The 13,864-nt window shown below is 41.9% G+C and carries 11 protein-coding genes and 1 pseudogene; 11 read left to right on the top strand and 1 reads right to left on the bottom strand.

From position 1 onward, the window contains the following. The first annotated feature begins 284 nt into the window (after positions 1-284). From XEN7305_RS11730 to XEN7305_RS11770, 9 genes are all read left to right on the top strand, one after another. Positions 285-833, top strand: a complete 549-nt coding sequence (locus tag XEN7305_RS11730) for a DUF2808 domain-containing protein (protein WP_006509642.1) — start codon at positions 285-287, stop codon at positions 831-833. Between the two features lie 127 nt (positions 834-960). Beyond that, the gene (locus XEN7305_RS11735) at positions 961-2,748 is read left to right on the top strand and encodes an efflux RND transporter periplasmic adaptor subunit (RefSeq protein ID WP_006509643.1); all 1,788 of its coding nucleotides are present in this window, start codon (positions 961-963) and stop codon (positions 2,746-2,748) included. Positions 2,749-2,854: 106 nt separating this feature from the next. Then, positions 2,855-3,289 (top strand): FixH family protein, encoded by a 435-nt coding sequence (locus XEN7305_RS11740; RefSeq protein ID WP_006509644.1) that lies wholly within the window; start codon positions 2,855-2,857, stop codon positions 3,287-3,289. A gap of 52 nt (positions 3,290-3,341) precedes the next feature. Beyond that, positions 3,342-6,524, top strand: coding sequence for an efflux RND transporter permease subunit (locus XEN7305_RS11745; RefSeq protein ID WP_006509645.1), 3,183 nt, complete (start codon positions 3,342-3,344; stop codon positions 6,522-6,524). A 72-nt stretch (positions 6,525-6,596) separates the two neighbouring features. After that, complete coding sequence (locus XEN7305_RS11750; RefSeq protein WP_006509646.1) at positions 6,597-7,175, top strand: DUF411 domain-containing protein; 579 nt, start codon at positions 6,597-6,599, stop codon at positions 7,173-7,175. A gap of 29 nt (positions 7,176-7,204) precedes the next feature. Further along, positions 7,205-8,677 (top strand): multicopper oxidase family protein, encoded by a 1,473-nt coding sequence (locus tag XEN7305_RS11755; RefSeq protein WP_006509647.1) that lies wholly within the window; start codon positions 7,205-7,207, stop codon positions 8,675-8,677. A gap of 101 nt (positions 8,678-8,778) precedes the next feature. Beyond that, complete coding sequence (locus tag XEN7305_RS11760; protein ID WP_006509648.1) at positions 8,779-9,207, top strand: heavy metal-responsive transcriptional regulator; 429 nt, start codon at positions 8,779-8,781, stop codon at positions 9,205-9,207. Positions 9,208-9,286: 79 nt separating this feature from the next. Further along, positions 9,287-9,565 carry a hypothetical protein gene (locus XEN7305_RS11765; RefSeq protein ID WP_006509649.1) on the top strand — a complete coding sequence of 93 codons (279 nt, stop codon included), beginning with the start codon at positions 9,287-9,289 and terminating at the stop codon, positions 9,563-9,565. Between the two features lie 178 nt (positions 9,566-9,743). Continuing rightward, positions 9,744-10,034 carry a hypothetical protein gene (locus XEN7305_RS11770; RefSeq protein ID WP_006509650.1) on the top strand — a complete coding sequence of 97 codons (291 nt, stop codon included), beginning with the start codon at positions 9,744-9,746 and terminating at the stop codon, positions 10,032-10,034. A 304-nt stretch (positions 10,035-10,338) separates the two neighbouring features. On the opposite strand, the pseudogene XEN7305_RS29745 reads toward XEN7305_RS11770, so the two are convergent. Further along, positions 10,339-10,458: pseudogene (locus tag XEN7305_RS29745) on the bottom strand (IS5/IS1182 family transposase); the annotation flags it as partial. A 218-nt stretch (positions 10,459-10,676) separates the two neighbouring features. Between XEN7305_RS29745 and XEN7305_RS11775 the strand changes: the two are divergent. Both XEN7305_RS11775 and XEN7305_RS11780 read left to right on the top strand, forming a co-directional pair. Next, positions 10,677-12,068, top strand: a complete 1,392-nt coding sequence (locus XEN7305_RS11775) for a TolC family protein (protein WP_006509651.1) — start codon at positions 10,677-10,679, stop codon at positions 12,066-12,068. A 278-nt stretch (positions 12,069-12,346) separates the two neighbouring features. Next, positions 12,347-13,864: efflux RND transporter periplasmic adaptor subunit (locus tag XEN7305_RS11780; protein ID WP_006509652.1), on the top strand; the 1,518-nt coding region annotated here is incomplete at its 3' end.

Genomic DNA, 13,864 nt, shown 5'->3' on the forward strand with positions numbered 1-13,864 from the left:
TCAAATCCGTAAATATTTATTCTGGCATGAAGTTATTAAATAAGGATGAAAAATCTTTTCTAGGCAAAAAATATTCAATTTCATTCCGATTTAATTATCGTATGTAAAAGTTGCAATTAATCGATTATTACTTTGATCGATCTACAATCAATCAATCGATTTACACCTCATTTAACTAAAAAATCGGTCTGTTTTTGGTGCAAGTAATTGCCAAAAATTAAATCAGTTTGTAGGTCTACTCTAGTAAAAATTATCGATAATTGTTAATTTTTGGAAGTAATATCATGTCAAAAAAAATACTTATCTCTTCTGTGATGGCAATTTCTACTATAGTTTTTGGAGCTAATTATTTAGTTTCCAAACCTGTAAATGCAGTGGAACTACTCGACAATCAAAAAGCTTTTGAAAATGCGCTTCGCCTTACCCGCGCTGCTGCCACTTTTAGCGATCGCAATAGCTCCTCAGCTAAATATCAATTTACGATTGAAGTTCCCGAAGACGCAGGAGAGGCTCTAAAATCGGTCAAGATTACTCAGAAAGAAAATTCCGATACTGTTGTTTTCCAAGCAGACCAATCAAAGGCTTCACTCGGCAACAGTCTAGCAGGAAATAATATTCCTCTGGCTACGGTAGGAGGAGAGTCTCAGCCTGGGGAAACAACCGTTGTCTTTGATACTCCTGTAGAGCCAGGAAATACAGTCACAATATCCGTTAAACCAAAGCAGAATCCTTCTGTTGATGGAGTATATCTATTTGGCGTTACAGCCTATCCTACTGGGGAAAATAGTCCTGGGCTTTACCTTGGTTCTGGTCGAATTCACATTACCGAATAATTTTTTAAAAGAACGAGAGAGATCGCTCTAAACTACAATTCACAACCCACTCAAGAGATTTCATACTGATTTAATACTCTTGTGTCATCTTGGTTTGAAGATACGACTTTAGCTGAAAACTTTGCTCATGACCGCAAATACTACTACACCTGAAGGATCGATGTCAGATGACAATAAGAACTTGTCAGAAGATTCTCAAAAATCAGATCGCGTAACCGAAGAGTTTATGTATCCTTCAACTGTCGAACCAGATAAATTAACAGAAACCGATTCTCAGCAGGAATCAGCTTCTAGTTTTAAATTGGGGAAAACCATCTTAGGACTGGGCGTTTTCGCCCTGCTGACAGGAGGAATCATCTTAGTAACCAACCACCTCAAACCTTCTAGCTCAATGGCAGGGATGGAAGGAATGGATCATGGCAATATGTCCCACGATGAGATGATGGCAGTGGATGGTTCATTTAACCCCAATCCCGTGCGGGTAGAAACCGTCAAACCCCAAGTGTTAGAAGCTAGCGTGAGCTATACGGGAACAATTAAACCCTATGAAGAAATTATGGTTTATCCTCGCGTAGCGGGACAACTAACTAACTACTCAGTCTATCCAGGCGATCACATTACCGCAGGACAGCCCATAGCTACTTTAGATGCTTCAGAATTAAACACTGGGGTAGCTGAAGCAGCAGCAGAGGTTAGCACGATGGAAACTGCTTTGAGAATGAGCGAGATTGAGGTAAACGAACAGCAAAGCGCGATCGCTCAGATTAAAGCCGATCTCGACTATCTCAAACTAAAAAAAGAACGCTTCGCTCGACTGGTCAAAGATGGAGCTATTTCCCAAGATGATTTTGATGTAGTCCATAGCGAAGTCAGAAGTAAAGAAGCTAACCTCAAACAAGCACAAGTTAAATTAGCAAGGATGGAGGCTCAAGTAACTAATAATCGCGCCAAAATCAACCAAGCCCAAGCTAAAGTCGATACGGCTAAGGTTATGCAGGGTTACACCACCATTACTTCTCCCATTTCGGGCATCGTGCAGGAACGTAACGCCGATCCTGGGGTTGTGGTTCAACCGAGTATGGGCATAGTCAAAATCGGCAATTACAATCGAGTACGTTTACAGGCTAACGTCGCTCAAAGCGATGCGGTTAATATTCGTCCTAGGGCAACAGTAGTTGCTACTGTTCCTGGTAGTAATATTCCGCCCATTAAAGGCAAAATTACTAGCATCTTCCCCCAAGCTAACAGTCAAACTCGCACGGTAACTGTAGAAGCGGTTATCGATAATCCTGACGGACAATTACTGTCTGGTAAATTCCTAGAGATGAAGATTGTCACCGCCCGTAAACCCAATGCGATTACCGTTCCTCAAGCTGCGGTAGTGGAATTTCAAGATCAACCTTCAGTGTGGATAGTAGAAGGAGATACGGTGATAAATCAACCCGTAACCTTGGGAATATCAACGGGAGACAGAGTACAAGTTGTCGGTGGTTTAGAGTCGGGACAAGCGGTAGTAACTTCGGGTCAACATCGCTTGGTAGAAAATGCACCCGTAGCGGTTATTAATCAGTCTGAACAAGCGATTGCGACCAATAAAACTGCTATTCAGGATATTCAAATTCAGCTAATCAGCCCCGATAATAACGAGGTAGCAATGGGGGATGCCCAACTGGTAATCGAAGTAAAAGATGCTCAAGGTCAACTGCTAGATGTTAAAGACCTAGAAATGAGCGCGTCTATGCCGATGAAAAACATGGCACCGATGTCTGCCCCCGTAGAAGTTCAGCCAGACGGTAAGACAGGTAGGTTTAAAGCGGATACCTATCTCAGTATGAAAGGGGACTGGACAATTACTGCTCAAGTCAAAGACCCGCAAAATAAAGCTAAGCAAGAGTTTACCGTCAAAGTTCAGTAGCGACTCCAAGCTGTCAAAGTTTTTCCCTCAGGCCATAAAACCAGCGATCCCATACAGGGACAGTTTACCCATACAAATTCTTATCTACTAACTAAAAATACCAACCATGAAAAAACTAATCTTAATCTTACTTCCCTTAAGTATTTTAGCGATCGCCTGTAGTCCTGCCCAAAGCGATACAAACGTTACTTCTACTGCTCCAACTGAAAAGGCACAAAATAAACAAGCCAATACCGCTACCGTAAATTTAGTCAGTCCCGAACCCCAAACAGAAATTCCGATGGGTGAGACGGAAATGATTCTGGAAGTGGTAGATAGCAATGGCAATCCCGTAACAGTAGAAAATCTAGATATCAGCGCAACTATGCCAATGGATGGAATGGAAGACATGATCGGTAAAGTAGAAGTTACACCAGCAGATGAACCAGGACGTTTTAAAGCGACTACCTATTTTGGAATGCAGGGAACTTGGAACCTAGTTGCCAGCGTTAAAGACCCTCAATATCAGGCTCAACAAGAGTTTACTTTTGAAGTGAAATAGTTTGATTTCTTTAACTAGTAAAGTCATTTAATCTGCTCGAAGTTCCCACCCTATGAAAACCTTTTTCACCCGTTGCTCAATTCGCAACCCTGTAATTACTGTCGCCCTCTATATTGGGGTGCTAATCCTTTCTATTCTTACCTTAATTATCATTCCCGTGCGGATGATGCCCTACGTCCAGAGTCCCCTAATAGCGGTGATTACTAGGACTCCAGGTTCTTCGCCGATGGAGGTAGAAACCTATATCAGCAAACCCATAGAACAACGCATGACTGTCCTTGATGGGGTGCGTTTCGTGCGTTCTAGTTCCCAACAAGATTTATCTCTAGTTACGGTTCAGTTTGCCTGGGGTGGTGACATTGATAAGGCGGTTCGGGATGTCCAAAGCGTGATGAAATCGGCGGAGGGAGACTTACCCCTGGATGGTATCAATACTCGTTCCTACTGGGTATTACCCATCGATCCGTTAAACCGTCCCGTTTTAACTCTGGCACTCAAGGCTGAGGGTTGGGATCGGTTAAAGTTAAGGGAGTTTGCCGATAATACCCTAGTCGATCGCCTGACGAATGTACAAGATGTTCAGTCGGTTTTTATTACAGGAGGTTATCGCCGACAGCTACAGGTAATTGTCAATCGCCAGAAGCTAGCAGCCTACGGATTATCAATTCTTCAGGTTAGAGATGCGATCGACAATAATAATGTCAGTAAGGGTGCAGGTGTTCTAACCCAAGGAGACGAAGAAATCTTAGTACGGGCAGACGATCGCGCTCTTAATGCTCAAGTAGTTCGGAATTATCCCATCTTGGAAAGGGATGGGCAGATTGTCTATGTCCGAGATGTAGCAGAGGTTAAGGATACCTACGAAGAACGTCGCAGTGCCTATCGTTACAATGGGGAATCTGCTTTAGCAGTTAATGTTATCCAGAAACCTGACTCTAGTTCCCCCCAGGTAATTGCTAGAGTCAGAAAGGAATTAGATAAAATTGAGTCTCAGTATCCAGGGTTAGAGTTTGAAGAAGCATATGATAACTCTTTCTTAGTAGAGCTAATCAAAGACAGCACTGCGGGCGAACTGTTAATCAGTGTGGCACTAGCGGGGCTGATTATCCTGCTCTTTCTAGAGGATTTTCGGGCAACGGCGATCGTCATGATTTCCATTCCCACCACCCTCGCTCTTTCGATGCTGCCTTTTATTCCTTTCTCGATGTCTCTCAACTCCTCTACTTTGGTGGGGATGATGATGGCAATAGGGAAACTGGTAGATGATTCGATTATCGTCATTGACTCAATCGACCGCAAGCTCAAAGAAGGTAAAACACCTCGACAGGCAGCTATTCAGGGGACGGGAGAAGTATTTTTAGCCAGTGCTGCTGCTAGCTGTGTGATGATTGCTGCTTTATTACCTACTATCCTGTCTGGCGGTTTAACAGGATTGATGTTTGCAGGGCTAATCTTACCGATGGTATTTGCCTTTATTGCTTCATTAGTAGTTTCGATTACCTTGATTCCCCTCTTGGCAGCCTTTTTTCTCAAACCAATTGGTGAACGTAAAGGCAATCGCAAGACTTGGTTACAGTGGTTATTATCGCCTTTTCGTTTGGGTTTTGAAGCACTAGAAAAAGGTTACGGTTGGTTATTAGATATCTGCTTAAACAATCGGGAAATCACTCTGGCGATCGCTGCTGCTACCATTGTATTAGCCTTTGCTCTCTATCCCCTAGTTCCGCAAGAGATGATGCCTTTGGGAGATTCAGGACAGTTTACCGCCACTATCGAATTAGAAGCAGGAGCATCTTTCGAGCGTACAAATCGAGTGGCACAGCAGTTTGAGGAGATACTGTTAGAACAGCCTGAAGTTGAAAAAGTATCTTCCAACGTTGGTTTTGAAATTACCCGCAACAGTACCTACTTTAGCGGTTACAGTATGGGTAGCGTCAATACGGCTTCTTCCGTTGTTACCCTCAAGGATTTAAACGAACGAGATCGCGATATCTGGCAGATTATGGATAAGGTGGAAGAGAAAGCTCGTCGCACTATCCCTGATTTACGGCGCATTGCTATCAAAGAAATGGGTGTAGACGTCATGGCTACCTCAGCTGCACCGATTCAGATTGCCGTTTACGGAGAAGATTTAGATGTTCTCTATCCTTTAGCAAACAAGGTACTAGAGATTGCTAAGGGCACTCCAGGGCTAGTCATGGCGCATACCAGTTCGTCTCTCTCCCAACCAGAATACCAGTTACAGATAGATCGCCGTCGCGCTCAAGAATTGGGCTTAAATATCGAAGAAGTAGCCGAACAAGCCCGTTACGCCCTCAATGGTGGATTTACTCGTAGATACTATAACCGACCTAACCTCAGACAGAATGACATCTTAGTCCGTTACTCTGAAAGCGATCGGGCATACGGTCAGAATCTCGCTGCTACTTACATCACTACTCCCAACGGACAGCAAGTACCCCTCAGCACCGTTGCGACCCTAAAACGCGAATATGGCGCGACTTTAATCGAACACGTTAACGGCAAACGGGTAGTGTACGTAAATGGTTACTATCGTAAATCTAGTCCTGCTTCGATGGATTTATCAATGGCGATCGCTATGCGTGCGGGTGAAGAATTAGATTTCCCTCCTGGCTACGGTTTAGATTCGATGGGGGATATGACCGACATGATGATTGAATTTGATCGCCTTCTCAAAGGTTTGATAGTTTCGATTATCTTGATTTACTTAATTCTGGTAATTCAGTTTGGCTCTTTTATCCAGCCCTTAGTCATGATGCTATCAATTCCCCTACAGTTAATTGGGGTATTTGGCGCATTATTACTGGCTCAACAAACCCTCTCATCCGTATCTATTCTGGGGATTATTATTCTCTCTGGTATTTCCGTCTCTGCTGCCATTCTGCTACTAGAATTAATCCTCACCAAGCGAGAAGAAGGAGTCCCCAGAGCCGAAGCCATCCGCCAAGCTGCACCAGTACGCCTCAAGGCAATCTTTATGACTACTTTGACCACCATGATTGTAATCGTGCGACTGGCTTTTTATCCCGAAACGGGCATGGATGCCTATTCTCCCATTGCCACAGTAGTTTTAGGCGGACTGACTGTTTCTACTCTGCTGACTCTAATTGTGATTCCCATTGTTTATACCTTTGTGGATGATATTACTCAGGGTTTGAAAGGGTTACACAGGAAGAAGAAACGTTCTTCTCGCAAACAACTTCCACAAGCATAGTCTTGACTCTCTAGCCAACTAGAGAGTTTAACATAGAAGTCTCATAAACAAATCAGTATAAATCTAATCAGTATGTCTAAATTACTATCAAGAATAACTATTACTTCCATCGCCGTTGCAGGTGCGATCGCCTCTGCATATTATTTTACTTCAACCCCAGGTAAGGATCTGGCTGTCAACAGCAGTAATTCTGCGATCGCCCAAGATACCGCGCAAGCTACTCTAGTAAGCGTTTGGGATAAAGAAACCGAAGCAGATTATTCTGGAGCAACAGAAATGACTGTGTATAGATCTCCTACCTGCGGTTGCTGTGGTGTTTGGGTAGACCACGCCCAAAAGCATGGCTTTAAAATTGAAGACGTCAAAACCGATGAGATGGAAGCTTTGAAGCAAAAGCACAATATTCCCTCAGAACTAGCATCTTGCCACACGACTATTATTGATGGCTATGTAATGGAAGGACATATCCCTGCTGATGATATTAAACGTTTTTTAGCTGAAAAACCTGACAATATGGTTGGATTAGCCGTACCAGGGATGCCTATTGGTACGCCAGGAATGGAAGCCAAAGATATCAAACAACCATTTCAAGTATTGGCATTTAACGATAAGGGAGAAGTGGAAGTATTTAACGAATATGAATCTTACTGAACTTCATCGGTTTTCTAACCGAATTTATCATGGCTAAACTCAATCGTCGTCAATTTATAGCATTAGGTATAGGAGGTGCAGGCATAGCTGTAGCGGGAAATTGGGTGCGCCAAAAAACTATCTATAGTCAGCCCGTACCTCAATCATCTGCTAATCCTGCTCCCGTTTATCAAAGCAGTGACGGATTATTAGAACTAGATTTAGAAGCTAGGGAACGTCTTGTAGATTTGGGAAACAGACAAGCATCCCTTTTAACCTACAACGGACAGATCCCCGCACCCCGTTTGGAAGCTAGATCGGGAGATAAAGTTCGCCTTCATTTTACGAATAATCTCGAACAGCCCACTAATATTCACTATCACGGGTTACATATTCCCCTGACAGGTAATGCTGATAACGTTTTTCTCGAAATAGAATCAGGCAAAAAACTCACCTACGAATTTCAAATCCCCAACAATCATCCTTCGGGTACATTTTGGTATCATCCCCACCTGCATGGTTTAGTTGCAGAACAACTATTTGGTGGGTTAGCGGGTTTATTTATCGTGCGGGGTGAAGATGATGAAATTCCCGAACTTAAAGCAGCCCAAGAAGAGTTTTTGGTACTCCAAGACTTCTCCATTAACGCAGATGGAAAGCGTACAAACTCAGCACATATGTCTCTCATGATGGGGCGAGAAGGAGAGTTAATTGCTGTTAATGGTCGAATAAATCCCAGTATTGCTCTAATTGAAGGACGGGGATTACGTTTGCGTATTCTTAATGCTTCTCCTTCACGTTTTTACCGATTAGCTTTAGAAGAACACTCTTTCTTTCAAATTGCTACCGATGGTAATAGTTTGAGCAAACCAATTGAGGTAGATGAGTTGCTACTAACACCAGGACAAAGAGCCGATGTTTTGGTCAGAGGAGACAAAGAATCGGGACAGTATCGCTTACTCAATTTACCCTACGATCGCGGTAGCATGGGCATGATGGGTGGTGGCATGATGGGCGGTAGGGGAATGATGGGCAGAAATAACCAAGATGAACCAATAACATTGGCAACGGTTAACTACGAATCTGCTGTTGAATCTATGGCTTTACCTAGCAGACTTAATTCTATCTCTGCATTACCAAAACCCCAGACAGTGAGACGCTTTGAACTCAATCACGGCATGAGTCCTGCGGTGGGCATGGCTTTTCTAATTAATGGCGAACCTTATCGCCATGACATAATTCACACTCAAGTAAAGCTCAACACTATCGAAGACTGGGAATTAATTAATACGGGAGTGATGGATCACCCCTTTCATATTCACGGCAATGCTTTTCACATTATTAGTCGTAATGGTCAACCTGAATCTTTACTGGCTTTGCGTGATACGGTGCTGGTTAAAAGAGGTGAAACTGTTCGCATTCGCATTCCTTTTAGAGATTTTGCGGGTAAAACTGTCTATCACTGCCATGTTCTCGACCATGAGGATTTAGGCATGATGGGTAATTTGATGATTGAGGCTTAATTGTCTGTAGATATTTGTCATTCAATCGTTTAACCAAATACTTGACTCTACAGTTAACTAGAGTGTTACAAATAAATTGATGGAAAAACATCGCAACCATTATGAGTAAAACACCCAATCTCAAAATTGGCGAACTGGCAAAACAAACAAATCTGGCTGTGGGAACTTTACGTTATTACAGCGATCTAGGACTACTACAACCAGTACAAAGAGGGGATAACGGCTATCGTTACTATAGTCAAAATGCGAGCAAACAAGTTGAGTTTATCAAGAAAGCTCAAGCTATTGGATTTAGTCTTGAAGAAATTAAGACCATTCTCGATGTACGCGATCGCGGAGAAAAACCCTGTAGCCTGGTGCAAGGCTTACTAGATAAAAAGATTGAGCAATTAGAGATTCAAATTAAGAAGATGAGCTTGTTTAAGCAGGAATTAGAGGAATATCGTACAAGCTGGGTTAATAACCCTAATCCCAAATCGGACTCTCAAGAAGTGTGTCCTCTTATTTCCAGTGTATCCCTAAATTCTTAATTTGAACTTCAAAGATTGAATGGCATTGATAATTAATTTGGGTACCAGATAATCGAGTTACTAAATAACGAAAACCACAATGTTACTAGCCCATAGCGGACATTCCCATCAGCAAAAAGAAACAGTCACCCCAGAAACTCCTTCTAAGCCAATAGAAGAAGCGACAGAAAACATTTCTGTGAAAGATAATAGTAATTCTCAATCAAATACAGAATCTCTAACTATTCCAGAAATTGTTACTCCAACTGAACCCGAATCCATAACTTTAATACCAGGTTTAGAAGAATCAATTTTTGTTTTGCTAATAGCTAGTCCTTTTTTATTATCAGGACTCAAACATTGGCTACACAAGCGATAGATAGTACTAAACAGATGATACTTAATCGACGATTTGAGTTACTCTTAATCATGATGAATAGGCAAATAATTAAATATTTCAGTTTTTTTTTGGGTTTTTCGCTCGCTGCTGCTGACCTGAGAAACTAGGGTTTATAAGCTAAAGAAATAAATGCTTTTCGACTAGAAAATATATCGCTATGTCAATTACTAAAGCTCGTTTGCGTCACTTTCACTATATTCTTGCCCCAATTATGTTTTTGCCCATATTTCTGACGGCGATTACGGGGTCATTGTTTCAAGTAGCTGTGATTACGGGTAAGAGTGAAAATTTTTTCTGGTTATTGGATCTACACAGAGGCAAGTTTGGCAGCATCAATCTAGAACTTATTTATCCTTTTCTTAACGCTTTTGGGGTTTTATTTTTAGCTATTACAGGAATTACAATGTGGCTGCAAATCAATAAAAAAGTTAAAAAGCTGCATAGATAAGACTTAATATAACTTCAAAGGGTAAAGTTTCATTGCAAGAGCCGCTAAATATCGTAAATTTTCAACATTATTTGACATAACTGACAGTTCGCTTATTTTCCATATATAGTGTTTTGAATTTTGACTATACGCTATATTTGGCGTCATAAATTTGAACTGTACACTATTGGTGGATCTAAACGGAGATAAATACACTACCTGTAGTTTTACCTGACCGAGAGACATAACTTACAATACCTTCGCAATTAATTTTAGTGCTTAAACCGCCCGCACTTCTGCCAATAGATTCTTTTCCTGAGTGCTATCTGGTATGTCTTTTATGCACTACTCGAAAGTCGCCAAACCTTTCTGGTAAATCTCTCCCTGGAATTATATCTTTGATTTTTTCCCACTGATCATCTCTTAGTGCGTATCTTCTGACCATTAAATTTCCACTATTTTCTTTGTTCTTGAATTATTTTAGTAGTTTTCTTTTCTCTTTTCTAATTGGTGACACGCCCTACTTTGTTAATTGTTTAAGTCCCGCTAACTGAAATTTCATCCAAATTTCATCGAATCTCATTAAATTGTTGAAAGAAACAGCAATTTTTTGATTTGCATTTAATCTGGATTGAACTCTTTATTGTTAAACAATACAAATATATGTCTAAATTTTGGAGACTAATAACTACAGGTGTTGGTGTAGCAATTAGTTTATTTCAATTAAATTCAGCTACAGCGCAAACTTTACCTCAAATTCCTGCTAGTTCTGCGTCATTATCGAATTCCTCGGTCTTAGAACTGCCTACTTCCCCAAATGAAGTAAAAGTTCAACAAGTGCAATCTCTTACTCTTCTACAAACGCTGGAACTAGCTGAGAAAAATAATCGAGAACTGCAAGTAGCCGTTCTAACCTGGGAGCGATCTCAGGCAGTGTTGAGACAGGAGCAAGGGGCTTGGTATCCCAATTTAGCTTTAAGTACCGAACTGGTGCAGGTTGATAACCAAGAAAATCCTACGGATTTAAATTTTGAGACGGAAAGCTCTTCTTCTGCTTTTCTAAATGGTACATTAGAACTAAATTACGATGTTTTTACTTTTGGCAGACGTTCGGCACGAATAAAAACAGCTCAAAAACAGTTGCAATTCGACCAATTAGAACTAGAAAGACTCCAACAACAAATCCGATTGGATGTCATTAATGCCTACTACGATCTCCAAGAAGCTGACGAACAGGTGCGTATTAGTCAAGCTGCGGTTACAAATGCTCAGCTCAGTTTACGGGATGCACGAGCTTTAGAGGAAGGAGGATTGGGAACTCAATTAGATATAGCTCGTGCTACAGTTCAGCTTAAAAATGCCGAACAAGAACTAATTCAAGCACAAACTCAACAAGATCTAGCTAGCGATCTCCTGACTAGGATTTTAGGATTGCCCGAAACTATCGATGTTGCTGCTGCCGATCCTGTAAAAGTTGGTTCTAAATGGAATCATTCCCTCGAAGAGACTATTATTCAAGCTTTCCAAAATAGATCTGAATTCAAACAACAGTTAATTCAGCGCGATATTAGTCTTCAGCAGCGACGGATAACTTTGTCAGAAGTAAGACCCAACCTCGGTTTATTTGCTAACTATCAAGCAGAGAGAGAGTTAAGTCAAGAAAGTACGGATGGCTATGCGGTTGGTGCTAGGGTCAGATGGAATATTTTTGATGGGGGAATTACCGCCGCCGCTGCCAAGCAAGAAGCCGTTAATGCCCAAATTGCTGAAACCCGCTTTGTCGATCTTCGCAAGCAAATTCGTTTAGAAGTTGAACAAGCTTATAAAAAACTCCTAGCTAATGCCAAAAACATTGAAACGGCTACTATTGCCTTACAACAAGCGGAAAAAGTTTTAGAATTAGTTAGTTTTGGCTACAGTCAGGGTGCGACTACCCAATTAGAAGTTAATACCGCGCAAAACGAATTGACACAAGCTGCTGGCAATCGAGTAAGAGCCATAACCAACTATAATCGCTCATTGGCATCGCTTCAGAGGGCAGTTAACCAGCTTTAGGCTTCTTAAGGTTCAAAAGTAATACTTGCAAAGACTCCGAATTTCATCCGAATTTCATGGTCTGTATGGAAAGATGTAAAAAACACTAATCAATTGTTATGCAACTTAACAATTGATTGACTGCTCAAAAGACTTGCTGAGCATGACATCTGGTTGGTCTAATAGTTTGTTCGTGCCTCCTCTCTGCTGTTTAAGAAAATGCCCTAGCAATGAAAATTTTATCTCCTAAACACTTCTCACAACTTAAACGCTATACTTGCATATCATTTTTAAGCTTTATGATGCTGGCAATCGCAAAACCAGCACTCTCTGGTCAGGGTCACGGTCATGGAAATTCAGCCTTTGAATCAGAAGGTAATGAAGCAGCTACAACAGTTAAAGTCGCCCCCGAAGTCGCTCAAAACCTAGAAATTCAAGTCGAACCAGTAAAGCGACAGAGGTTGGCAGTAGCAATTAAAACTCCAGGGCAAATAGAAAGTTTACCTAACAAACGAGTAGAAGTAAATACGCCCATCGACCAAGCCCAAGTCGTCGAGTTGCTGGTCGAACCAGGACAAGCTGTCAATGCAGGAGAGCCAATTGCTGTTTTGTCTAGTCCTGGTCTAGTCGAATTGCGAGTTAACTCTCAAAATCAACGAGCCGAAGCTGAAGCAGCACTGCAACAGGCACAAGCCGACTTACAGCTAGCCAAGCAAAACTATCGACGCTTCTCAGATATAGCTGCTGCTGAAATCGTCCAGGCAAAGAGTCAGCTAAAATTTGCCCAAGAACAGTATCAAAGAGATAGCGAGTTAGCAAAAAGAGGAGTAATCCCCCGTCGTAATGCCCTAGAGTCGGAAACCCAGTTAGCAGGAGCGCAAGCTCAACTGACTAACGCGGAGAGCCAACGAGAGGTCATAGGAGCAGAAAACCAACTACAAAAGGCTCAGGCAGATGTCCGAGCCGCTGAATCTCGTCTTAAACTCAGCGAAACTCAGTACCTCACCAGATTACAACAACTGGGAATTCAAGCTAACGAGCGTGGATTATTAACGGTGAGAGCACCGATTTCGGGCAAGGTGGCAACACGTCCAGCAAATATAGGTCAATCTTTTCAGGATGCAGGGGGAACCCTGATGACAATCATTGATGATAGCAGTGTGTTTGCCACAGCTGATATCTATGAAAAGGATTTATCCCAAATACGTCAGGGTCAGCAAGTGCGAGTAAAAGTACCAGGAATTCCCAATCGCACCTTTACGGGAAACGTCACTGTTATCGGCGCGGTAGTCCAAGGAGAAAGAAGAGTTATTCCCGTTCAAGCAAAGTTAGATAACCCTAACGGTGAATTAAAACCTGGAATGTTTGCCAGCTTAGAAGTGCTAACCAACCAAACCACATCTGCTACCTTAGTTATTCCTCAAGAAGCAGTAGTAGAAGCCAATGGTAAAAATTTGGTGTTCCTCAAAGAAGGTGAAGTCTACGAGCCATTAGCAGTGAGTTTAGGAGAAAGTTCTGGTGGCTGGGTAGCGGTTGAAGAGGGCTTAACAACAGGCGATCTCATAGTAACTCAAGGGGGAATTATGCTCTACGCTGAATCTCTTAAAGGTGGCGGGAAAGATGATGAAGAAGGACATGAACATGATGAAGAGGGTCACGAACATGATGAAGAGGGTCACGAACATGATGAAGAGGGTCACGAACATGATGAAGAGGGTCACGAACATAGTGAAAAGACAGATGATAGAAGCACCAATTCTTCTAACTCATTATTATCATTGTGGGTGCTTTCTTTACTAGGAGTGGGAGGAATGACC

The organism is Xenococcus sp. PCC 7305, from assembly GCF_000332055.1.
GTDB lineage: Bacteria > Cyanobacteriota > Cyanobacteriia > Cyanobacteriales > Xenococcaceae > Xenococcus.